Source organism: Chryseobacterium bernardetii, assembly GCF_003815975.1.
Classification (GTDB): Bacteria; Bacteroidota; Bacteroidia; order Flavobacteriales; family Weeksellaceae; genus Chryseobacterium; species Chryseobacterium bernardetii.
Genome location: NZ_CP033932.1, coordinates 2,111,883 through 2,136,656, shown reverse-complemented (window position 1 = coordinate 2,136,656; position 24,774 = coordinate 2,111,883). Strand labels below are relative to the sequence as shown.

Sequence of the window (24,774 nt, the reverse complement as noted above, 5' to 3'; positions counted from 1 at the left end):
AAACACAAACCCGCATTCTATGGATTTTAGGAATTTTAAAATACCCTACAACATCAATCCCCAATATTCAAAAAGAACCGCCTATTTCTCAATGGAATTTGCCCTTGAGCAGGTCCTGAAAATATACTCAGGAGGCCTTGGATTCTTAGCAGGATCTCATATGAGAAGTGCTTATAATCTGAAGCAGGATCTCATCGGAATTGGCATTCTTTGGAAATTCGGATATTATGACCAGGCCAGAAACCATGACCAGACTTTACAACCGGTATGGACCCGAAAGATGTACAGCTTTCTTGAGGATACAGGAATAAAATTTCAAATTGAAATTCACAGTGCTCCTGTTTGGGTAAAGGTATGGTATCTTGATCCCGAAATTTTCAACACAGCCCCGATGTTTTTTCTGTCTACAGACGTTCCTGAAAACGATCATGTTTCAAAAACCATCTGCCACAAACTTTATGATGCTAATGAATCTACTAAACTTGCCCAATACATCTTACTGGGAAAAGGAGGGGCCAAGTTACTGGATGAAATAAATACCGAAAGGGATGTTTACCATTTAAATGAAGCTCACGGACTTCCGGCAGCATTTTATTTATTAAGAAAATACAACGGCGACCTTAATAAGGTTAAAGAAAAACTGGTTTTCACTACTCATACTCCGGAAGAAGCAGGAAATGAAAAGCACAGCTTCAGATTATGTTACGACATGTCTTATTTCTCCGGCTATAGCATGGAAGAAGTAAAAACTATTGAAGGAACGGATGATGACCGTTTCAACCATTCTCTTTGCGCCCTTAAAATGGCAAGAATTGCCAATGGAGTTTCTCAGCTTCATGGAGTGGTTTCCCGTGCAATGTGGAATAAATATCCCGGAATATGTGAAATTACTTCTATTACCAATGCACAGGAATTCAAATATTGGGCAGACAAGACGCTTTATAATGCGAAAGATGAAAATGATGATACCGTTTTCGATTACCGTAAAAAGCATTTAAAGAAAAAACTATTCAGTATTGTGGCAGACCAAACCGGAAATTTATTCAACCCTAATGTTTTCACTATCGTATGGGCCAGAAGATTTGCGGGTTACAAACGCGCAGAACTGCTTTTACATGATAAAGACCGATTCTACAGGCTTCTCAACAATCCTAAATATCCGGTACAGATCATCTGGGCGGGGAAACCTTATCCAATGGACTATTCAGCAATTTCTACTTTCAATACTCTGGTGGAAGAAAGCAGGAACCATAAAAATATGGCGGTTCTTACCGGCTATGAGCTTTCTTTAAGTAAATCGTTAAAACAGGGCTCTGATCTTTGGCTAAACAATCCAAGGGTTCCAAGAGAGGCATCCGGAACTTCAGGAATGACAGCTGCTATGAATGGTTCTGTTAACTTATCTACAGATGATGGATGGATTCCTGAATTTGCCAAACACGGAGAAAATTCTTTCGTAGTTCCAAAAGCAGATTACCTCAATATGAGCATCTACGAACAGGACAATTATGATTTGAATAAGTTATATGAAATCCTTGAAAACGAAATTCTTCCTTTGTATTACGATCACCCGGACCAATGGAGAAAAATCCAGCACAATGCGATGAACGATGTAAAAGATCATTTCAATAGTGACAGAATGGTGGATGAATATTACAAAGTGCTTTATAAGTAAGAAAATAATTAACCCGTTATTTTCGTTATCATAAAAAATGCCCGGAAAATTTCCGGGCATTTTTTATTTAAAATTATTTACTTTTCTTTTGGGAAGGCACTTTCAGGCCCTTTTCTCTTGCTTCAGAAATCCCGATGGCTACTGCCTGTTTTCTGCTTGTCACTTTTTTTCCGGAAGAAGATTTCAGTTTTCCTTCCTTAAATTCGTGCATTACTTTTCCTACTTTGTCCTGAGCTTTATCTGAATATTTGGTCTTGCTCATGATAAAAATTTTTAAGATTTTGGCAGGGATACCCCTAGTTCATAAACTCTGGCATGTTTCAAATACTTTGAACGTTCTCTTGATGTTACCGACTGAAAATGATCATTTTTAATCACAATAATCGGGTCTTCTGCATTTTCAATTTCAAAATTAGCTAAATATCTTTCATCTGGCGGAGATTGTAACTGTTTTGCTTTAATCTTCTGAAGTTCATCTGCGTATTTTCTGAATCCGGGATCAGATGAATGGATAAATTTATACTCATCGCCTGCATACACATAGTAATGAAGTTTTTTCTCTATCAAGCCGGCTTCATCTGTAATTTCAGGATTATCGTTTCCGTCTTTAAATCCTACTTCCACTAATATTCCGCCTTTTTTGCTGGCGCATTGCTGGGCGTCATCAAAACTGGAAAAACCTGTATAAACAATTCGGTCGTTTAATACATAGCGGTTCAGTTTCTGGTTGTATGCATTCGTTTCCATAATTATTCTTTTGATTTGATTGGTAGTTATATATATTCAATTTTTTTGCCAAATTGTCTTTTTTATAAAAAATCACAACCGTACCTTTAGTTTTGTTTCATGGTTATGTAAGTAAGAATCATTAAATTTGGAATCATTAAAATTAGAAATGAAAAAACTACTCTTAACTCTTACTATAGCAGCGGCATTTCACAATGTTTCTGCACAGGAAATCACATTAGATAAAATATATTCAGGATACTACCGTGGTAAAGGCATTGCGGGAATCACTTCCATGAAAAACGGTGAAAATTACCTTGTTATTGAGCCTACAGGAATTGCAAAATATTCTTATAAAACTTCTCAAAAAGAAGGAAATATTGTAGATGGAAGTTTTGAAAGTTATGTATTTTCTGATGACGAGTCTAAAATTCTTTTACTGAAAGAAAAGCAGCCTATCTACAGACATTCTTTCCTTGGAAAGTTTGACGTTAAAGATTTAAAAACAGGAAAAGTAATCAGTTTAAATGACGGAAAGCCTGTACAGGAGCCTGCTTTTTCACCTGATGCCACAAAAGTAGCTTTTATTGCAGACAATAATTTATATTACCAGGATTTATCATCCGGAAAAATTACTCAGGTTACTACTGACGGTAAGAAAAATGCAATTCTTAACGGTTTGGCAGACTGGGTTTATGAAGAAGAGTTCGGACACGCAAGACAGTATGAATGGACAAAGAATTCTGATGCTCTTGTATTTGTAAAATCTGACGAAAGCCAGGTTCCGGAAATTTATATTCCTATTTATGGAAAAAATCTTTATCCTGCAGAAATGCGTTACAAATATCCTAAGGCAGGAGAGAAAAACTCTGTAGTTTCTGCACAGTTATATCGTCTTGATACCAATAAAGTAACTCCATTAAATTTAGCTTCTTTCAAAAATTATTATATTCAGAATGTTTTCCCTACTGCCAAAGCGGATGAAATGGTTCTGATCACTTCAGAGAGAGTTCAGAATGCTTCGGATGTTTTAAAAGTAAATACTAAAACAGGAGCAGTACAGAAGTTATTTACGGAAACTGATGATAAGTGGATTGAAACTGACAGCCCTACCATTGAATTCCTTGATGATGACTCTTTCCTTTGGGCTTCTGAAAGAGACGGAAACCGTCATTTATATTGGTATGATAAGGATGGAAAACTTAAAAAACAGGTTACCAAAGGAAATTGGGAAGTAACAGATTATTATGGCTTCAATCCTAAATCTAAAGAAATCTATATCCAGACTACAGAAAAAGGAAGCATCAATAAAGTGGTTTCCAAAGTAAATATTGAAAACGGAAAGTCTCAGCTGATCTCTAATGCAGAAGGAAATAATTCTGCCAACTTCAGCAAAAACTATAACTATTTTATAGAAACCTCTTCTACAGCTGCAAGACCTCACACCTATGTATTAAAAGACGGAAGTGGTAAAATAGTTAAAGAACTTCAGAACAATAATGATCAGCTTCAGAAATTAAAAGCAGATAATTTTGTTGAAAAAGAATTCATCACCATTCCGAATGCTGCAGGCGATCAGATGAATGCATGGGTAATGAAGCCTAAAAACTTTGATCCTACTAAAAAATACCCATTATTCATGTTCCAGTATTCAGGCCCGGGATCTCAGCAGGTTGCCAACTCATGGGACAATGGAAACACTATGTGGTTCAATCACCTTGTACAAAAAGGGTATATTGTTGCCTGTGTAGACGGCCGTGGAACAGGATATAAAGGTGCAAAATATAAAAAAGTTACTTATATGAACCTTGGTAAATATGAGACTGAAGACCAGATTACAGCTGCAAAATGGTTCGGAAACCAATCTTATATTGATAAGAGCAGAATTGGAATGTTCGGGTGGAGCTTTGGGGGTTATATGACCAGCTTAGCAATGACGAAAGGAGCCGATGTCTTTAAAATGGGTATTGCCGTAGCACCGGTAACCAACTGGAGATATTATGATTCTGTATACACGGAAAGATTCATGAGAACTCCTCAGGAAAACCCTGATGGATACGATAAAAATTCTCCTACAGAATATGCAAAATTATTGAAAGGAAAATTCCTGTTAATCCACGGAACGGCTGATGACAATGTACATTTCCAGAATTCTATGGAACTGTCGGAAGCTTTGATCCAGAATAAAAAACAGTTTGACTTCATGGCTTATCCGGATAAAAACCACGGCATCTATGGTGGCCAGACAAGGCCACAGCTATACCAGAAAATGACGGATTTCATTTTAGAGAATTTATAGTTTGATGACAAACTAAAATATAATCCCTTCCAAATAACTGGAAGGGATTTTTATTTACGGATATTTTATAGCTTATTGAGTTCAATATTAAAAAACTAATCCTTCTATCAAAATTTTTACATTTATTTCATTAATCATTTCGGGGTATATTATTTATTTTATCAATTGAAATTAAAAACTTATTTTTGGGGAAATTGAAATTTGAATATATGAAGACAAAACATCCTAAAGGGCTGCCTTACCTTTTCTTTACAGAAATGTGGGAGCGTTTCGGGTACTACCTGATTCTTGGAATCTTTGTTCTGTATGTTATTGAACCTGCTGGTATGAAAGGAGGTCTTGGATTGCCGGACAAAACTGCTGATGACATTTTCGGAACTTATATCGCATTAACTTATCTTACTCCTTTTATTGGGGGATTCTTGGCTGATAGGGTTTTAGGATATATCAAATCTATTTATCTTGGCGGTATTTTAATGGCTGCAGGATATATTGGAATGGGAGTTTTTAAGGAATTACCTTTATTTTATGCTTCTTTGGCATTAATTATCATCGGAAACGGTTTCTTTAAACCCACTATTTCTACTCTTTTAGGAAATCTTTATTCTGAAGAGCCTTATAAAGCCAACAAAGATTCCGGATACAATATTTTCTACATGGGAATCAATATCGGAGCATTTATCTGTAACATTATTGCGGCATTTATGCGTAATAAATTCGGTTGGGGTGAAGCTTTCATTACTGCCGGAGTGGGAATGCTGATTGGTATGATTATTTTTACCATCGGAAGAAAACACTATATTCATGCCGCACAGATGAAACCCGTACAGGAAGGAGATACGAAACTTTCTGAGATTTTAATTAAAGTATTCGTTCCTGCTATTGCTGCCGGAGCTATCGGTTGGTTTATTCCTGATAATATTTTTGGAAGTGACAGTACAGATGCGTTTATTTTCGCCTGTGTTCCTGTTATTTATTTCTATGCTTCCCTTTACTTTAAAGCTAAGCCTGATGAGAAAGCATCCATCGGGGCATTACTTTCCGTATTCCTTATCAGTATGTTCTTCTGGGCTGTTTTCAAACAGAATGGTACCGCTTTAACGAGATGGGCTAATTATTATACAGACAGAAGTGTTCCTGCCTCTTTGGAAAAACCTCTGGAAGGAATCTATATGGTTGACGGGAAGAGCTATGAAGATAAGGAAGTTCCTGTTTATGACAACCAGTTCCGTTCTCAAAAAGATGATAACGGAGACACTAAAAAAGAAATGGGGAAAGATGTTTACTTTAAAAACATCTCTCCGGAACAGCGCAGTGCTTTAGAAAAAAAACCTGAAAATAAAGTATATTTATACAATACTGAATTATTCCAATCCATCAATCCGTTCTGGGTAATTGCATTAACTCCGGTTGTGGTAGGATTCTGGGCATTGTTAAGGAGAAGAGGAAAAGAGCCTCTAACGCCAACTAAAATCGTTTTAGGATTATTTATTTCAGGATTATCCTGTTTGGTAATGGTTTTAGCCGTAATCGCTGGAGATAATGGTTCTGTAAAAGTTTCCCCTTTATGGCTGGTAGCGAGTTATGGAGTAATTACCATTGGAGAGCTATGTCTTTCGCCAATGGGACTTTCATTCGTTTCCAAGCTTTCTCCTGCAAGGATTACAGCTTTAATGATGGGAGGATTCTTCCTTGCCAACTCTGTAGGAAACAAGCTTTCCGGAATCCTGGCAAGTACATGGTACAACTATGAAAACAAAACGAATTATTTCCTTGTGAATTTCGCTTTGTTAATATTTGCTACACTTTTAGGTCTTTCAATGTTAAAAAGATTAAATAAAATTATGAAGGAAAAAGGACATTAATCCTTGATCTTATAAAGAATAGAAAGCTGCGGACTGTGTCCGCAGCTTTTTTATTTAAAAATAAAATTAAAACCTTGCCAAAAACCCAAAATAAACTATATTTGTCAGTCTTAACAAAAATTAACAATAGAATGGATAATATTGAAGCAATAAGTCCGAAACCGGATGAATTGGTAGAGAATAAGAATTCCAGACATCCAAAAGGATTATGGGTTCTATTCGGAACGGAAATGTGGGAGCGTTTCAACTTTTACGGAATGAGAGCTCTTTTGACGCTCTTTATGGTAAATTCCTTATTGATAAAAGAAGCTGATGCAGCAATTATCTATGGTGGATTTTTAGCTTTATGTTACTTAACTCCACTTTTAGGAGGTTTTATTGCTGATAAATACATCGGAAACAGATTTGCCATTATCGTAGGGGGATCATTAATGGCCATTGGCCAGTTTTTATTATTCATCAGTGCATCAACATTCTCTGCGGATCTTGGAAGTGCTAAGCTTATTATGTGGCTGGCTTTATTTGTTATCATTTTTGGTAACGGATTCTTCAAACCGAACATTTCCTCAATGGTAGGAAGTCTTTATCCAAAACAGGAAAAATCTAAACTGGATTCTGCATTCACCATTTTCTATATGGGGATCAACATTGGAGCATTCTTAGGACAGTTTATTTGCCCTTATGTAGGAGACGTAAAAGATGCTACAACGGGAGTAAGAGATATCTTTGCTTTCAAATGGGGATTCCTGGCAGCTTCAATTGCTATGTTAATTGGAACTGTAACATTCTTTATCCTTAAAAATAAATATGTTGTAACTCCGGAAGGAAGACCTATCGGAGGATTACCAAAAAATAACAGTACTGCAGATTTTGAAGAAGGTGAATCTCAGACGGCGAAATTCTCAGGAGCATCTTTAGGAATTACTGTAGGAATTTTTGCTATTCTTTTCTTTGCATTCAGATACCTATTGGTAGGTGAGCTTGGCTTTAACTCGATGGAAATGGGGCAAATGATTAAAGGAATTATTTATCCTTTCATCTATGCTGCAGGTATTTCTCTTGCATTCCTTATCATGACTTCTGCTGAAAATAAAGTGGAAAGACAGAGAATCTGGGTAATCTATATTGTTTCATTCTTCATTATTTTCTTCTGGGCTGCTTTTGAACAAGCAGGATCTTCGCTAACATTTATCGCAGACAACCAGACAGACAGAAATATTTTTGGATGGAATATGCCACCTTCAATGGTTCAGATCTTTAACGGAATTTTCGTTGTTCTATTAGCTTTCCCTTTCAGCTTAATGTGGGATAAATTAAGAGCTAACGGAAAAGAGCCCGTATCTCCGCTTAAACAAGCTATTGGTCTTGCTGTAATTGCACTTTCTTATTTCATTATTGCACACAATGTAAAAGATCTAGGAAACTCAGGTTTATTAGCAATCAAATGGTTAATGCTTCTATACTTTATCCAGACTTGTGGTGAGCTTTGTCTTTCTCCAATCGGATTATCTCTGGTTGGTAAACTGGCCCCAAAAAGATTTGCTTCTTTATTATATGGGGTATTCTTTATTTCCAACGCAGCAGGATATGCTTTGGCTGGTTCATTAGGAGCTCTTATCCCGGCTACAGGTGATAAGTTCAAGAAAGCTCAGGAAATTGGGGTAAACTTACAGGATGTTTTAGATAAAAAAGTAACTTTAACTGCTGAACAGGCTGCAGCATTTGAAAAAGCTCAGTTACCATTACACAACCCTACTTTTGTAGGATTTGAGATTCATAACCTGTTTGAATTCTTCATGGTATTTGTTGTACTTTGTGGTATTGCTTCTGTAATCTTAGGTTTACTTTCACCAGTATTAAAGAAAATGATGCACGGTGTAAACTAATTGCATTAACAAAATATGAATAAAAACCTCTGCTAAGTCAGAGGTTTTTTTTATTTTCGTACGATGGAAATTTCCGAAGATTCTTTATTCCAATCCGTAAAGGAGATCATTAGACAGTCGCGCGAAAAGGTTTTTCGAATAGCGAATTCTACACTCCTGCTTACTTACTGGCAGATTGGAAAACTTATTGTTGAGGATGAGCAACAGGGAAAAGAACGTGCTGAATATGGAAAATATACTTTAAAGAACCTTTCGCAGAAACTTACTCTGGAGTTTGGAAAAGGGTTTGATTACACCAATCTTTCCAATATGCGTAAGTTTTACATGACCTTTCCAATTATTGACGCAGTGCGTCAACAATTGAGCTGGACCCATTACAGGCTCTTATTCAAAATAGATAATACTCAGAAAATCAATTATTATATAGATGAAACTATTCAAAATAATTGGAGTTCGAGAGATCTAAAAAGACAAATCAATTCCCTAGCTTACGAAAGAGTTTTAAAACATAAAAAAACTTCCCCTGAAAGCATCCACAGTGTTTTAAAAGATCCTTACATTTTTGAATTCCTTGGGCTAAAAGCTGATGAACAGTTTTCCGAAAAAGAAATTGAAACCGCAATCATTGATCATATCCAGAAATTTTTACTGGAATTTGGAAAAGGATTCGCTTTTGTAGCCAGACAACAACACATTTCTACCGATACTTCAGACTTTTACATAGACCTGGTATTTTATAATTATATTCTTAAATGCTTTGTCATCATTGATTTAAAAACCGGTGAGCTTTCTCATCAGGATATCGGGCAGATTGATATGTATGTAAGAATGTATGATGATCTGAAACGTGGTGAAGGAGACAATCCCACCATCGGTATTTTGCTATGCTCTGAAAAAGATGAGACCATTGTAAAGTACTCGGTACTTAATGATAAAAACAATTTATTTGCCAGCAAATACCTGCTGTATCTCCCAAAAGAAGAAGAATTAAAACAAATTATTGATCAGGACAGAATCCGCTTTGAACTGGATCAGGATAATAAAAACCCTTAATTAAAACAATCATATATCATTATGAGCTTAACTTTAGATGAAATACAAAATTTCAAAGGAAAATACCCCAGACAAATCTGGAGTCTGTTTTTCTCTGAAATGTGGGAACGTTTCTGTTTCTACGGAATGCGTGGAATGCTGGTCTTCTTTATGATCTCACAGCTTAACTTCCATGAAAAGGAAGCCAATCTTCAGTATGGTGCTACGCAGGCATTCGTATACGCCTTTACCTTTGTAGGCGGACTTTTTGCCGATAAAATTTTAGGATTCAGAAAATCGCTGTTTTGGGGCGGACTTCTGATGATCCTGGGAAGTTTAATTCTAGCCACTGATCCACACAAGTTCTTTTTTCTTGGAATTGCTTTTACCGTAGTGGGAACAGGCTTCTTCAAGCCTAATATTTCATCCATGGTTGGCCAGCTTTATAAGCCTAATGATTCAAGAGCAGATGCAGGATTTTCTTTGTTCTATGCTGGAATCAACCTTGGTGCATTATTAGGTGGTTATCTATGTATTGCTATTGGAAAAGGAGAATTCTTAGGAAATATGATTGCTGAAGAAATGAGATGGCATATTGCCTTCGGGTTAGCTTCAGTAGTAATGGTTGTAAGCTTAATCAACTTTGTATTTACTCAAAGAAGATTGGGGACTATAGGTTTACAGCCGGGGCATCCATTAGCTGAAACTAAAAGTGCTCCCATTCCAAAATGGAAAGAATATGGTGTTTATGTTCTTTCTTTAGTATTCATTCCAGTCATTATGACAATGGTTGCCAAAACAGAATATACAGATTATTTTATGTGGACGATCGGACCATTAACGCTGATCTATCTATTCTATGAAATGTCTAAAGTAACAGCTGCTGAACGTAAAAAACTTTGGGCAGCATTAGTATTCATCATCTTCTCTATTATTTTCTGGGGAATTTATGAGCAAAGTGGAGGTTCATTAAGTATTTTCGCCGCAAAAAACCTTAATAAAGATCTTTTCGGATTGGATCCGAATGGGGTGAATAATTCAGGAGGTGCCTTCTTTATCATTTTCCTTGCCCCATTAGTGGGTCTTCTTTGGATTTGGCTGAATAAGAGAAAAATTGAACCGAACACAATTATTAAATTCGGATTAGGATTTATTTTCTTAGGAGCTGGATATTATGTTTTATTTGCAACAAGATTATTTGCAGATTTACAAGGAATTACTTCACTGAACTTCTTTACACTGGCATTATTAATTATTACACTGGGGGAATTATGCCTCTCTCCTATCGGATTATCTATCATGACAAAGCTTTCCACCAAAAATCTTCAGGGAATGATGATGGGAATGTGGTTCCTTGCTTCAGCATACGGACAGTACGTTGCAGGAATCATTGGGGCCAGTCTGGCTACCGCAAAAGAAGGCTCTACCAATTATGATGAACTTATCACTTATACTGATGGATATAAACAATTGGGATTGTATGCGGTAATTGCCGGAGTGGTATTAATTTTGATATCACCGTTTGTGAAAAAATTAATGCAGGATGTAAAATAAAAAATAAGTAATTATGCTTATTTTTATATAAATATCAAATTATGAAAAAAATTGTAAGCATAGTTCTCTTATTATTATTAAATCTCAGTTTTGCACAGACAAAATGGATGACTATTGAAGAGGCTTTAAAAGCACAGAAAGAAAATCCTAAAAAGATTCTTATTGATTTTTATGCAGACTGGTGTGGCCCCTGTAAAATTATGGATAAAAAAACTTACGGGCACCCCATACTTTCGCAGATACTAAATGAGAACTTTTATCCTGTAAAATTTAACGCAGAAGAAAAAAAGAGCCTTGAAATTTTTGGGAGAACATTCTCCAATCCTAATACAGAACACAAAAAAGGACGAAATTCTTTACATGAATTTACTCAATATATGAATGTAGGCGCCGTTCCGAGCACTGTATTTTTGGATGAACACGGTGATCCTATTACAATTCTTCAGGGAGAATTATCTGCCAAAGAACTGGAACCTTATCTGGAACTGATCTCAAAAGATCTGTTTAAAAAAATCCGCACCAGAGAACAGTGGGAAGATTACCAGAAAAAGTTCAAATCTAAAATCAAAGAATAATCAACCATTAAATTTTTAAACTTTAATGGTCGCTATAAGTTAAGACTTTCAATTTTTTTTGGAAGTCTTTTTTATTTTACCGAAATTCGGACCTTTGTTTTTTCATACTATTCGATTTCCGAATCTCAGACAAAAAATGACTTTAGAAACTTCCATAGAATATGTAAAAGGAATAGGTCCGGAAAGAGCCAAACTCATTAAAAATGTGTTGGGGCTGTCTACTGTAGAAGACATGCTGAACTTCTATCCTATCCGTTATCTGGATAAAAGTAAAATCTATAAAATATCTCAGCTTCACGAGGAAACCAGCCAGGAGATCCAGTTTAAAGGAAAAATTACCCAAGTTCAGGAAATTCAGACCGGGAAAACCAAGAGATTAACAGCTAAATTCAATGATGATACGGGGAGTATGGATCTGGTTTGGTTTCAGTATTCAAAATGGCTTAAAGAACAGCTTCCCATTAACCGTGAAGTTTATATTTTCGGGAAAATTAATGTCTTTAACCGGCAGTTCTCGATGCCACATCCTGAAATTGAAGCAGAAGAAAAGAAAGAAAGTGAAACCCGCTTAAAACCTATTTATCCAAGTTCTGAAAAACTGACCAAAAGAGGCCTTAACCAGAGATTCTTTCAAAATGCTTTAAGAAATATTTGCAGAGAAATTCCTAATCTTATTGAGGAAAATTTCCCGGAATATCTGATGAAAACCTTCAAATTTATGTCACGGCAGCATGCTTTCCTGAATGTACATTTCCCTAAGGACCAGGAACATTTTGATAAGGCAGATTTCAGACTGAAGTTTGAAGAATCTTTCTTTTTCCAGTTAGGATATGGCTTAAAAAAGCTGCATCATAAAACACTGTCTTATGGTAATCCGTTTCCAATTATAGGTGACCATTTCAATAATTTCTATGAAAATCATCTTCCGTTTGAACTTACAGGTGCTCAAAAAAGGGTTTTAAAGGAAATCCGGATGGATATGAAAAGGCCTGTTCAGATGAACAGACTTTTACAGGGTGATGTAGGCTCCGGAAAAACTATGGTGGCTTTATTAACGATGCTTATTGCCATGGATAATGGGTTTCAAAGCTGTATGATGGCGCCTACTGAAATTCTTGCCCAGCAACATTATAATGGGATAAAAGAATTATTGGATAAAACAGGAATTAATGTCCGGTTGTTAACAGGTTCCACCAAAGCAAAGGAAAGAAAGATTATTCACGAAGAGCTGGAAAGTGGTACCCTTTCTATTCTCGTGGGAACCCATGCCGTTCTGGAAGATAAGGTTAAATTCAAGAATCTTGGTTTGGCTATTATTGATGAACAGCATCGGTTTGGTGTGGCACAACGGGCTAAACTTTGGGCTAAAAACAAGATTCCGCCTCATATTCTGGTGATGACGGCAACTCCTATTCCAAGAACCTTGGCGATGAGCTTCTATTCTGATCTGGATGTTTCTGTTATTGATGAAATGCCGGTGGGACGAAAACCGATCATTACAGCTCACAGAAGGGAAAAAGACAGGTTGTATGTATATAACTTCTGTAAAGATGAGATCAAGAAAGGAAGACAGGTTTATTTTGTCTACCCTCTCATTGAAGAGTCTGAAACATTAGATTATAAAAATCTGATGGAAGGTCTGGAACATGTTATGGATTTCTTCTCAGATTATAATGTTACCATGCTCCATGGAAAGATGAAACCGGACGAAAAGGATGCTGCCATGGCTTATTTTGCTTCAGGAAAGGCTGAAATTATGGTGGCAACTACTGTTATTGAAGTAGGAGTAAATGTCCCGAATGCTTCGGTAATGGTTATTGAAAGTTCTGAGAGGTTTGGTCTTTCACAGCTTCATCAGCTCAGAGGACGTGTAGGAAGAGGGGCTGAACAGAGTTACTGTATTCTGATGACCTCCGACAAATTGTCAAAGGAAAGCAGAACCCGAATTAAAACTATGACTGAGACTAATGATGGCTTTAAGATTTCCGAAGTTGATATGCAGCTTCGCGGCCCCGGCGATATTTTAGGAACCCAGCAAAGCGGTGTGGTAGATTTCAAAAGACTGGATCTTGTAAATGATTCTGCTATCATCAAGACCACTAAAAATACTGTTGACAAAATCCTTGAAGCAGATCCAATGCTGGCAAGGCAGGATAATATGATTATCAAAAATTACTACATTAAATACTATAAAGGAAAAAATAAGTGGAGCAAAATTTCATAAAAAAAACCGCAGAAAAATTTTCCTGCGGCCCCCTTATAAAACTGTTATTTAGAAGAAATTACTTTTGATCTGCTTAAAAAATTTATTTTAATAGCTTATACTTAATATTTTGTGATGTGGTGTGAAAATATCTATATATTATTTGAAGATAAGTCATCACTATTAAAATAAATTATAAAAAACAAAATGAATTATTTTTCCAACTTGCTTATTATAAAAACTAACTGTGTCTAGTGGAGATGAGGGAATGAAACGAATAAAAATATCTCCAACTATTTCGAGTTTTCATGATTGTACCGTTTTGTTTAAAGATCTTCTATGCTTTAAAATTGGAAATGAATATAACTCATTTTGTTTACATCGTGATTTATATATTTTAATGTAGAAACAATTACTTTTCATTCATCTGTATCTTCATGTATATAATCTAATTTGTGTCACTGATTTTACATTTACAAATGTCCGAATATTAACGGTCTTCTTTTTTATATTATTTTAAGTATTAGTTATAAAATTTTCACTTTAATGTGAATATTATACACTGAATAATATTCCATTCTTATAAAATGGAAAACAAAAACAACCTGTTTATCATATCTTTAGAATAAAATTATCTTTATTCAATCCTGAAGTATAATACTGCCAATTTATCGTAATAATCTCTGTAAGCACCTTCTTTAAAGTTCCGAAATCGGAAGGTTTTCTCATAAAGATATTGTTTCCTTTTACAAAGGTCTCTTCAATTTCATTCTCAGAGATTTCTTCCGTATAAATAGCCGTAACCATATTGCTGAACTTTGAATTATTCTTAATCTCATCAATACAACCGATTGCATCTTTCCCGGGAATAGTATAATTAATAAAAACGATTTCAGGTACTACAGCATCATAGTTGTTAAGATACTCCATCAGATTTTCCCCATTGTTGAAACATTGAACTTTTATAGAGATTTTCAGTTCTTTGAATATATTTTTAAAAAAAATTAAGGTGTTTTCATCGCTATCTGCTACAATTACGTTCAGAAATTCTTTATTCATACTGCACTTTAGGGTTTATTACCATGCTTTGGGCTTTTCTTCTTTGTCCTATGATCTTTTGAAACTGTGAAGGTGTAATTCCTGTCGTATTTTTAAATTGAGTACTTAAATGCGCCACGCTGGAATAATTCAGTTTATGGGCAATTTCTGTAAGACTTTGTTTATTTCTAATGATTAAAGCTTTTGCGTGCTCTATTTTCTGAAGAATGATAAAATTCTCTATGGAAGTATAAGCAACTTCTGAAAACAGATTGGAAAGATATCCATAGCTATGATTCAGTTTTTCAGAAATATAAATGGAAGCTTTTACGGGAATAATCTCTTCAGAAAAGACAAGTTCCACAATGGCATCTTTTATTTTCTGTACCAAAGCCGTTTTCTGGCTTTCTATGATCTCAATACCATAATCACCAAGATTCTTCTTGAAAAGATTATGTTGCTCCTGAGTAAAGGGTTCATAGAACTCTACCTCCCCGAAGTTCAGCAACCGGTATTTAAGCCCGTGCTCCTTCAGTTTTTCGTCCAATACTTTTTTACAAAGAGCATTGAAATCAAATTTAACGTACATTTTCATCCTGGTATAAGTAAGCCTATTTTTTTAGTAAATATAATAATTTATTTCAAGTAAATGTGAAATAGAAAATATTTTTTTTACTTTCCATATATACGCAAAAACTCCTGTATCCGAAAATACAGGAATTTAAACACTAAGGATGAAAAAAATATACTGATAAAAAGCTATGTCAGCTCAAAACCAAGCATATGAATGTATTGTTATAAGTGATTTGGTTCTGTAACAAAGATGATTTAAAAAAAGAACTCACCTGTTATAGAATTACGGGATAAAGTTACAAAATTTTAAGTCAATTATCCGTGAATTAGAAATTCCATCAAATAATCATCCATCACAAATCCGTTACCTATATCAAAAACCCCTTCATCATACACCTTGTAGCCTTGGGATTCATAGAATTTTCTGGCAGCATTATATTTGTTCACATTAAGAATGATTCTTTTATTTCCGTTCTCAAAAGCTTTCTCATTTAAAAACTGAAGGGCCGCTTTTCCAAATCCTTTTCCTTTGCTTTCCGAAACCAGATAGATGCGGTGAAGTTTTGTTGTTTCATCTTCATAATTGTGTTCATACCCGATAAATCCTTCGTAAGAATTAGTGCTTTCGTCTTCTATCAGATAATAATGATAATTAGGATTATGGAGTTGGCTTTCAATTTCCTTCTGTGAGTACATTTCAGAGAGCATATACTCCATTTGTTCTTCTGAAAGTATTTCCGCATAAGCATTTGCCCATGATCTTCTTGCCAGATCCTGAATAAGAGGGATATCTTTCCCGGTTGCCTGTATTAATTTCATATTTTATGGATTATGATTAAAAAAAGTGAAAAGCCTGAACTTTTCACTTTATTATATTACGCAATGTATAACAGCTATTAAATCTTGGCCATTTCAGCTTTAATTTTAGTATAAAGCCCTTCTGATGCCTGAACTAAAGGAAGTCTAAGATAATTCTTAATAATTCCTTTTTCAGCTAATACTACCTTAATACCACAAGGGTTACCTTCTGCAAAAATAAGACGGGTAATATCAACCAATTTGTTGTGGATCTCGTAAGCTTCTTTCACTTTACCTTCAAAAGCCAATTGTACCATTGTAGAGAATTCTTTCGGATATCCTTGTGCAATTACAGAAATTACGCCATCACCACCAGCTAAAGTAACAGGAAGTGTGAATTCATCATCTCCTGAAACTAAAGAAAATCCTTCCGGTTTCTTTCTAAGGATATCAAAATACTGCAGGATGTTAGGTGCAGCTTCTTTAATCAGGAATAAGTTCGGGAATTCTTTTGCAAGACGGATAGTGGTATCTGCTTCTATATTCTGTCCTGTTCTGGAAGGAACATTGTATATGATAATATTTTTCCCTGTTGAAGCTAAAGCTTTATAGTGTTGGTAAAGACCTTCCTGGTTAGGCTTATTGTAATATGGAGATACGGAAAGTACCGCTTCAAATGCAGATAAATCTGCTTCTTCAATCTGTTTCTTGACTTCAAGAGTATTGTTACCGCCAATTCCTAAAACCAAAGGAAGACGTTTATTATTCACCTTAATGATATGCTCAATTACCTGTTTCTTCTCTTCATCAGAAAGCGTTGCAGCCTCAGCTGTAGTTCCCAATACTACCAAATAATTGGTTCCGTTTTCAATATTATATTCAACAAGTTTTGTTAAACTGTCGAAATCAACGGATAAATCTTCATTAAAGGGTGTCACCAACGCAACACCTACTCCTTTTAAAATGCTCATCTGTTCGAATTATTTTTGCCAAATTTAATCATTTACAATAAGAATTTATAATAAATAATAATGTTTTATTATACATATAGTTATATTTGCATATACTAAAAGATTTTATGAAATCGCTATGACCGGAATTGTTTACAAAAACACTGAAATAATCAGCATTTCATAATAACCTTTATAAAAAATAATTTACAACATATGAAAAATAAATTCTTGTTACTAGGAATTGCTCTGGCATCTCTTACAGCATGCAAAACGGCTTCTGCGCCGCAGCTTGTAAATGTAAAGCCCCAGAAAAACATTTCTATTAATAATGAGCTAAAGAATGACGAGGAGTTTGTAAAAATTATTGAACCTTATAAGCAGAAACTGGATGCAGAGATGAATCAAAAAATCTCACACACCAATACAGACCTTACCAAGCAGGGAGATAACAGCAATCTTGGAAATCTTTTAGCAGATTATACTCTTGAAGGCGGTGATGAATGGACAAAGGCACATCTTAAACAAAATGTGGATGCTGCTTTAATCAATATTGGCGGAATCCGTACTACCATTGGAAAAGGTGACATTACACTGAAAAACCTTTTTGAGGTAATGCCTTTTGAAAATGAACTTATCATTGTAAAAATGAAAGGAGCAGATTTACCGGGACTTTTTGAATATTATGGCAAAACCCAGGTTAACAATCCAGTTTCTCATTTATATATTGAGACAAAAAACGGACAGTTAAATAAATCATTAGTGAACGGAAAAGAAGTAGATCCCAACAAAGACTACTATATTGCAACCTCAGATTATCTGGCATTGGGTGGTGATAATATGAAATTCTTTTCAAAAGGGGAAGCTATTTCTACGGGAGTTAAACTTAGAGACTTATATATTGATTATTTCAAAAGAAATCCTGAAATTATTTCTCCTACAGATGTTCGTTTAAATTTTATCGGTAAAAAGTAATGGATAGAAAAAGTTTTTTAAAGGCAATTGGTGGCGGATCTTTAGCAATGGCTTTAGCTCCCAATATGATGATGGCGGAAGAATTAAAAATTCTTAACCTAAAATCCGCAAATAAACTAACCATCCTTCATACTAACGACCAGCATAGCAGAATAGAGCCTTTCGATGCAAGTTATACAAAGAATCCCAATCAGGGAGGGTTTGCAAGAAGGGCCGGCTTAATTCAGCAAATCAGAAATCAGGAAAGCAATGTTCTTCTGCTTGATTCCGGAGATATTTTTCAGGGCACTCCTTATTTTAATTTTTTTGGTGGTGAATTGGAATTCAAATTAATGTCTATGATGAAGTATGATGCTTCTACCATGGGCAATCATGATTTTGATAATGGGCTTGAAGGATTCTTGAAGGTTCTTCCGAATGCCCGATTTCCTTTTATCTGTTCCAATTATGATTTTAAAAATACGATCCTGGATGGAAAAACCTCTCCTTATAAGATATTCAACAAGAATGGAATTAAAGTTGGGATCTTTGGCGTAGGAATTCAGCTGGATGGTCTTGTAGGCAAGAAGCAATATGCAGAAACTGTGTATTCTGATCCTATTGATGTAGCACAACATTATTCAGACTTTTTAAAAAAAGAACAGAAATGTGACCTTGTCATTTGCCTTTCACACATAGGATACGATTATAAGGATGAACCGAATAAGGTAAGTGACAAAATTTTAGCTGCCAAAACAGAAAATATAGATATTATCCTTGGTGGCCATACTCATACCTTCTTACCTGAACCTCAGACATTCACCAACAGACAGGGCAAAAGTGTTCTTGTTAACCAGGTGGGTTGGGCAGGACTTCTTTTAGGTAGAATAGATTTTTATTTTGATTCAAACAAAAACGTACAGCATATTTCCTGGAACAACCAGGCAATAGACAGCAGCATAATAGCATAACATGAAAAAACTCTCTCTAATTTCTCTTGGTATTTTAGCCTCACTGCAGTTTACAAAAGCTCAGGTCATTTCATCAAAAAAATGGGCAGATCTCTTTTCCTATAATAATGTCTTAGCTATGAAAGAAGACAATGGGAAAATAATAGCTGCTACAGAAAACGGAATATTCTACTATACAATAGCAACAGGAGAAATTACGAAGCTGTCTAAAGCCAATGGCCTTCATAATATAGGCATAACCGCTTTCGATTATGATCCTAAAAGCAAAACAGGAGTTATTGGTTATGAAAACGGGGCCATAGATGTGGTTACCCCCAACGAAATTAGATATATTGTTGACATTCCTATTGCTACCGGCTATAACGGAAATAAAAAAATCAATCATATCTCTATCACAGGAGACAGAGCTACAATTTCTGTAGGTTATGGAGTATCTATTTTTAATATAAAGAAGAAAGAATTCATTGATTCTGCATTTTTCCTAAATGGAGGAACATTTGAAGCTAGTAATGAAGCAACGATATTCGGAAATAAGGTATATTCTGTTACCAATTCAGGGTTAAGAAGCCATGAAATAAATAACACTTTCCCAGCTTATTCTACATGGGTTACTGAGGTTCCCGGAGCCTTCAAACATATTGATTCCGAATCGGAATTAGCTTTTTCTTCTGCGACTGCAGCATTCATTTATAATAATGGAGCACCTATTCAGTTACCTATCAATCTTGGAAATATTCAGGATGTTGTTGTAACAGAAAGCAATGTGATAGTTACAGACAGCAGGGTATATACATTTGGACTTAACGGAACCAGCTCGAATGCAACGGATTTTGGAGAGCAGTGTAATACTGCTACTATGGCTGGTGGGAAATTATTTGGAGGAACCGTATTATCAGGAATAAAGGATGAAAGCAATCATACTTATAAACCTTCCGGACCAGAATTTAATTTTGCTTATAAAATAAACTTATACGATAATAATCAGTTATTGATTTCTACCGGAGCAAGAAACGGAAGATACAATGGAGCAGTAAATAACCCTAAAAAACCTACATTTTACTATTTTAACGGTACAGAATGGATTTATCCTTCTTATTTTAAAACTTTTACTGGATCTCTCAATGTATTAGATGCTATCCTTAGTCCTCTTGATAATAGTGAAGTTCTCTTTACAAATTATACATTATCAGGTACTCAGGGAATCTATAAACTAAAATATAATGCTTCAAATAAAGACTTTGATTTTGTAAAATACTATCCGGTACAAGCTACATCTGGACAAAGACGTGCAGTAGGCCTTACCACTGATGCACAAAACAATATTTTCGCTGTATTTTCTTATAATGACGGAGGCCCAGCAGTAGCTATATATGATAAGGCTAAAGATGATTTCAATCTAAAAATATCTAATTTTAAAAGTGCATCCGTACAAAAGCCGATCATTTATGAAAATATGCTCTGGATACCTTTATCAAGATCAAATGCTTTCTGGGTATGTGATTATAAAGATCCACTCAATTTTTCTGATGATACCGATTATATATTGGATGAAAAAAACGGGTTTCCTTCCACAGCTTCTGGAACATTATCCGTAGCAGCTGATAAATCCGGTGACGTGTGGATCAGTACAGACAAAGGGATAAGAGTTTTATCTAATGCTGCTGCTACAATAAAAGCACCTGAGCCTAAAGTTAATCCTATCATTATAGAACAAAACGGGATAGGTGAAGAACTCTTCAGAGATTCCAGTATTCTTCAGATAGAAACAGACGGAGGAAATTATAAATGGGTTTCTGTAGATGGAGGAGGTGTTTACTATCTTTCCGCAGATGGTCAAAGAACCATCAAACACTTTACCATGGAAAACTCTCCTCTTCCTACCAATACGGTTACTGACATAAAAGTAGATAAGAAAACCGGAAAAGTATATTTTGTAACCTACAACGGAATTGTAACTTATCAGGGAGATATTACAGATGTAACCTCCAATTTTGGAGAAGTAATGGTCTACCCTAATCCTGTAGTTTATTCCAATTTCAAAGGAAAAGTAACAATTAAAGGATTAGCAGAAAAAACCAATATAAGAATTGTTGATGCTGCAGGAAATGTTGTACACTCTGCAGTAGCAAGAGGAGGAATTTATGAATGGGATCTTAACAACCAGCGAGGAGCCAGAGTGGCATCGGGAATTTACTTTGTACTGATGACCAATGAAGACGGTTCTGATAAAGCGACGGCCAAAATAGGCGTAGTCAATTAATGAATACACAAAACGGTTTTTTACTTTCATTTATCAAATATGGGGAAAATGATGCTGTATTGCACTGTTTTACCGAAGAGGATGGTTTTCAGTCTTATTTTCTGAAAGGAATTTATTCCAGAAAAAATAAAAAGAAAGCCTTCCTGCAACCCCTGAATAAACTTAATTTCTCCATTAGCCCTGTAAGAGGCAACGGAATCCCCACTATCTCAAAATTTGAGCTGGTAAAAAGCAGTGACGCTTATACTGATATCAAGGCTGGTACTGTCATATTCTTTATTTCAGATTTCCTGAATCAGGTCCTGAAACTGGAAAATAAAAATCCAAAGATTTTCCTAAGTATTGAAAGGTTTATAGCTGAACTGGAACAACAAAACTACCAATGTCACTTGTTGTTTCTGTTTGCTATACTAAAAGTACAGGGCGTTGCTCCTTTAATAGGTGAAGGTAGCTTTTTAGATCCGGAAACAGGAACATTTTCCACTGTTCCCGCCCATCAGCTGTTCAGTGAAGAAATCTCCATGATCTGGAAAAATATTCTCAATGCCGAAAACCTTTACAGTATAAAAATACATTCTTCTTTAAGAAAAGATTTTCTGGACAGTCTGTTGATATATTATCATTATCATATTACAGATTTTAAAACTCCTGCATCGTTGGAAGTGATACAACAGATATTTGAATAAATACAGTATTCTATTTATTTTCTTCAGGCTTTACTCTTTCCGTATCTTCCGGCATTTCCGTTTCAGATTTCAGCAATCTCTTTTTTGGAAAACCTTGGCTGCAGGATCTTTGCAATAAGCCCTGTCCAGCCTGTCTGATGAGAAGCTCCTACTCCACGTCCGTTATCACCATGAAAATATTCATAGAATAAAATATAATCCTTAAAATCAGGATCAGTTTGAAATTTTTCATACTGTCCATGTACAGGTCTTTTTCCTTCTTCATCCTTTAAAAATATCTTGGCCAACCGTTTATTTAAAGCATCTGCTATCTGATCTAAATTCGAATAGCTTCCGCTTCCGGTAGGATATTCCACTAAAAAATCAGGGCTGTAGTAGAAGAAAAACCGCTGGAGGCTGTCAATAATCAGAAAATTGATGGGAAACCAAATCGGTCCCCGCCAGTTACTATTTCCTCCAAATAAACTGCTGTCACTTTCTGCAGGAGTATATTTTACACAATAATCAGTTTTATTAAGATTCAGGGTATAGGGATTCTTTTCATATTCTTTGGAAAGAGCTCTTACTCCGTACTCACTCAGAAATTCCTCGGGATTCAACATTCTTGCGAGTAGTCTTTTTAACCGATGTCCCCGAAGCAAAGACAAAAGATGCTTAGAATCCTGCCCTTTTACTTCCCATCTTGAAACCAGTGCTGCCAATTCCGGTTTATTATCCAGTACCCATTTCATCCTTTTTTTAAAATTAGGCAGATTTTCGATCATTTCATCATCAATTACCTCAACAGCAAACATGGGGATTAATCCAACGATAGTTCTTAACCGTAAATACATATGGGTTCCGTCACTGGAAGCAATAGCATCGTAGAAAAATTCATCTTCCTCATCCCAAAGGCTGAAGTTTTCTTCTCCCATATTATCCAATGAATTGGCAATGGCCAGAAAATGTTCAAAGAACTTCATTGCCATTTCTTCATATACGTTATTATACAATGAAAGCTCCAGGGCAATACGCATCATATTCAGGGCAAACATGGCCATCCAGCTTGTTCCGTCTGACTGTTCCAATTGCTCTCCATTTGGCAAGACGGAATTCCTGTCGAAAACGCCTATATTATCAAGTCCTAAAAAGCCGCCTTCAAAAATGTTATTGCCGTTGCTGTCTTTTTTATTGACCCACCAGGTAAAATTCATCAGCAGTTTTTGAAAAGCACTTTCGAGGAATTCCAGATCCGGTTTTCCTTTTAGATATTCATCAATCTTAAACACTCTGAAAACAGCCCATGCATGCACCGGAGGATTTACATCGCTAAAGTTCCATTCATAGGCCGGAATCTGTCCGTTAGGATGCATATACCATTCAAAAAGAAAAAGTTTAAGCTGATGTTTGGCAAAATCCGGATCAATCAAAGAAAAACTGATCGTATGAAAGGCAAGGTCCCAGGTGGCATACCATGGATACTCCCATTTATCAGGCATGGAGATGATATGTTCATTATTGAGATGCTTCCAGTCGTAATTCCTGATTTTATCACGGGATTTAGGCGGGGGTATTTCTGCCGGGTCACCTTTCAGCCATTTTTCAACATTGTAGTGGTAAAACATCTTGTTCCAGAGCATACCGGCAAATGCTTGTCTCTGTACCAGTTTTTCATCTTCCGAATGAATTCCTTTCTGAATTTCAGCATAAAATTCATCAGCTTCTTTATTACGTGTTTCAAAAATAGATTCAAAATTACTGAACGGATCTTTTAATTCTTTATCTGAAAGCCGGAATTCATATATTTTGGATTCTTTAGCTTTAAAATAATCATCAATATAAAATGAAGCTTTTGTCCCTGTATTTTTAGGATTAACTGCCTGAGAATTGCCGGCCAGTACAAAATCATTAATACCATCTTTGCAATACCTTGATCCGTTGGATGACTGGTAAAGCCGCTGACTATTGGTTTCGTTATCACAGAATAAAGTTCTTGAAGATTGTTTTGCATAGATATTCCTTACTTCAAGATCCTGATGATCTATCTTGATATGATTGGCTTCTTCGGCAGATAATTGAGGTCTATAATCATCATAGCCCCAGTTCCACGTATTTCTGAACCATATGGTTGGTAGAATGATAAGAGCTGCATCTTTATCAGCTTTATTCACAACCGTTACTTTTATAAGAATATCATTCTGATTTTCTTTTGCATATTCAATAAAGATATCAAAGTACTCATTATCATCAAATATTCCGATATCAATTAATTCATACTCCGGTTCGTTTTTATTTCTTTCTGCGTTGGTTTTTAACAGATCATCATAAGGGAAGGCATTTTGAGGGTATTTATACAGCATTTTCATATAAGAATGCGTGGGGGTGGAATCCAGATAATAAAAATATTCCTTCACATCCTCCCCATGATTTCCCTGTCCATTGGTAAGACCAAAGAATCGTTCCTTCACCATTTTATCTTTTTTGTTCCAGAAACCAATTGAGAATACCAGCTTTTGAAGGTCATCGCATACTCCACAGATGCCTTCCTCGCCCCATCGGTAAGCTTTGGCTTCTGCCGTGTCATGGCTGGTATAATTCCAGGCGTCCCCATTTTCACTGTAATCTTCGCGAACAAGACCCCATTCGCGGTTGCTTACATAAGGTCCCCATTTTTTCCATGAAACATCTGAAACTCTCTGTTTTTCTGACATAAGCGTTAATTATGAGAATGAGCAATAAATAATGAGTAA

General features: G+C 35.6%; 19 protein-coding genes. 12 read left to right on the top strand and 7 right to left on the bottom strand.

The window, feature by feature from the left end; translation table 11 throughout:
- The first annotated feature begins 19 nt into the window (after positions 1-19).
- Positions 20-1,675, top strand: a complete 1,656-nt coding sequence (gene glgP / locus EG339_RS09820) for an alpha-glucan family phosphorylase (protein ID WP_123870029.1) — start codon at positions 20-22, stop codon at positions 1,673-1,675.
- Positions 1,676-1,748: 73 nt separating this feature from the next.
- Here the strand turns inward: glgP and EG339_RS09815 are convergent, their stop codons facing one another.
- Positions 1,749-1,937 (bottom strand): DUF6496 domain-containing protein, encoded by a 189-nt coding sequence (locus tag EG339_RS09815; RefSeq protein WP_123870028.1) that lies wholly within the window; start codon positions 1,935-1,937, stop codon positions 1,749-1,751.
- Positions 1,938-1,948: 11 nt separating this feature from the next.
- Complete coding sequence (locus tag EG339_RS09810; protein ID WP_123870027.1) at positions 1,949-2,422, bottom strand: hypothetical protein; 474 nt, start codon at positions 2,420-2,422, stop codon at positions 1,949-1,951.
- Between the two features lie 148 nt (positions 2,423-2,570).
- Here EG339_RS09810 and EG339_RS09805 point away from each other — a divergent pair, with 148 nt between their 5' ends.
- The 7 genes from EG339_RS09805 to recG all read left to right on the top strand — a co-directional run bounded on the left by EG339_RS09805 (position 2,571) and on the right by recG (position 13,836).
- Positions 2,571-4,700 (top strand): S9 family peptidase, encoded by a 2,130-nt coding sequence (locus EG339_RS09805; RefSeq protein WP_123870026.1) that lies wholly within the window; start codon positions 2,571-2,573, stop codon positions 4,698-4,700.
- Positions 4,701-4,909: 209 nt separating this feature from the next.
- Positions 4,910-6,565 (top strand): peptide MFS transporter, encoded by a 1,656-nt coding sequence (locus tag EG339_RS09800; RefSeq protein WP_123870025.1) that lies wholly within the window; start codon positions 4,910-4,912, stop codon positions 6,563-6,565.
- Positions 6,566-6,696: 131 nt separating this feature from the next.
- Positions 6,697-8,451, top strand: a complete 1,755-nt coding sequence (locus tag EG339_RS09795) for a peptide MFS transporter (RefSeq protein WP_123870024.1) — start codon at positions 6,697-6,699, stop codon at positions 8,449-8,451.
- 63 nt (positions 8,452-8,514) lie between these two features.
- Complete coding sequence (locus EG339_RS09790) at positions 8,515-9,504, top strand: PDDEXK nuclease domain-containing protein (protein WP_123870023.1); 990 nt, start codon at positions 8,515-8,517, stop codon at positions 9,502-9,504.
- A 21-nt stretch (positions 9,505-9,525) separates the two neighbouring features.
- On the top strand, positions 9,526-11,037 hold the full coding sequence (locus tag EG339_RS09785; protein WP_123870022.1) for a peptide MFS transporter: 1,512 nt from the start codon (positions 9,526-9,528) through the stop codon (positions 11,035-11,037).
- Between the two features lie 41 nt (positions 11,038-11,078).
- A complete protein-coding gene (locus EG339_RS09780; RefSeq protein ID WP_123870021.1) occupies positions 11,079-11,612 on the top strand; it encodes a thioredoxin family protein in 534 nt (177 codons plus the stop codon).
- A 136-nt stretch (positions 11,613-11,748) separates the two neighbouring features.
- On the top strand, positions 11,749-13,836 hold the full coding sequence (recG, locus tag EG339_RS09775) for an ATP-dependent DNA helicase RecG (RefSeq protein ID WP_123870020.1): 2,088 nt from the start codon (positions 11,749-11,751) through the stop codon (positions 13,834-13,836).
- A gap of 591 nt (positions 13,837-14,427) precedes the next feature.
- On the opposite strand, the gene EG339_RS09770 is transcribed toward recG, so the two are convergent.
- The 4 genes from EG339_RS09770 to dapA all read right to left on the bottom strand — a co-directional run bounded on the left by EG339_RS09770 (position 14,428) and on the right by dapA (position 17,195).
- Entirely contained in the window at positions 14,428-14,874 is a 447-nt protein-coding gene (locus EG339_RS09770; RefSeq protein ID WP_123870019.1) for a response regulator, read from the bottom strand.
- Positions 14,867-15,448: a helix-turn-helix domain-containing protein gene (locus EG339_RS09765; RefSeq protein WP_123870018.1), complete on the bottom strand. Its 582-nt coding sequence runs from the start codon at positions 15,446-15,448 to the stop codon at positions 14,867-14,869. The genes EG339_RS09770 and EG339_RS09765 overlap by 8 nt, the downstream gene beginning before the upstream one ends.
- 293 nt (positions 15,449-15,741) lie before the next feature.
- Entirely contained in the window at positions 15,742-16,245 is a 504-nt protein-coding gene (locus EG339_RS09760) for a GNAT family N-acetyltransferase (RefSeq protein WP_123870017.1), read from the bottom strand.
- Between the two features lie 77 nt (positions 16,246-16,322).
- A complete protein-coding gene (gene dapA / locus EG339_RS09755) occupies positions 16,323-17,195 on the bottom strand; it encodes a 4-hydroxy-tetrahydrodipicolinate synthase (protein WP_123870016.1) in 873 nt (290 codons plus the stop codon).
- Positions 17,196-17,390: 195 nt separating this feature from the next.
- Between dapA and EG339_RS09750 the strand changes: the two genes are divergently transcribed.
- Genes EG339_RS09750 through recO form a run of 4 tightly spaced genes read left to right on the top strand, consistent with a single transcriptional unit; the run spans position 17,391 to position 22,045 of the window.
- Positions 17,391-18,149 (top strand): 5'-nucleotidase C-terminal domain-containing protein, encoded by a 759-nt coding sequence (locus EG339_RS09750; RefSeq protein ID WP_123870015.1) that lies wholly within the window; start codon positions 17,391-17,393, stop codon positions 18,147-18,149.
- Complete coding sequence (locus tag EG339_RS09745; protein ID WP_123870014.1) at positions 18,149-19,099, top strand: bifunctional metallophosphatase/5'-nucleotidase; 951 nt, start codon at positions 18,149-18,151, stop codon at positions 19,097-19,099. The genes EG339_RS09750 and EG339_RS09745 overlap by 1 nt, the downstream gene beginning before the upstream one ends.
- A gap of 1 nt (position 19,100) precedes the next feature.
- Positions 19,101-21,359, top strand: coding sequence for a type IX secretion system anionic LPS delivery protein PorZ (gene porZ / locus EG339_RS09740; RefSeq protein ID WP_185147673.1), 2,259 nt, complete (start codon positions 19,101-19,103; stop codon positions 21,357-21,359).
- On the top strand, positions 21,359-22,045 hold the full coding sequence (recO, locus tag EG339_RS09735) for a DNA repair protein RecO (protein ID WP_123870013.1): 687 nt from the start codon (positions 21,359-21,361) through the stop codon (positions 22,043-22,045). The genes porZ and recO overlap by 1 nt, the downstream gene beginning before the upstream one ends.
- 62 nt (positions 22,046-22,107) lie before the next feature.
- On the opposite strand, the gene EG339_RS09730 is transcribed toward recO, so the two are convergent.
- Complete coding sequence (locus EG339_RS09730) at positions 22,108-24,735, bottom strand: MGH1-like glycoside hydrolase domain-containing protein (protein ID WP_123870012.1); 2,628 nt, start codon at positions 24,733-24,735, stop codon at positions 22,108-22,110.
- Positions 24,736-24,774 lie beyond the last annotated feature (39 nt).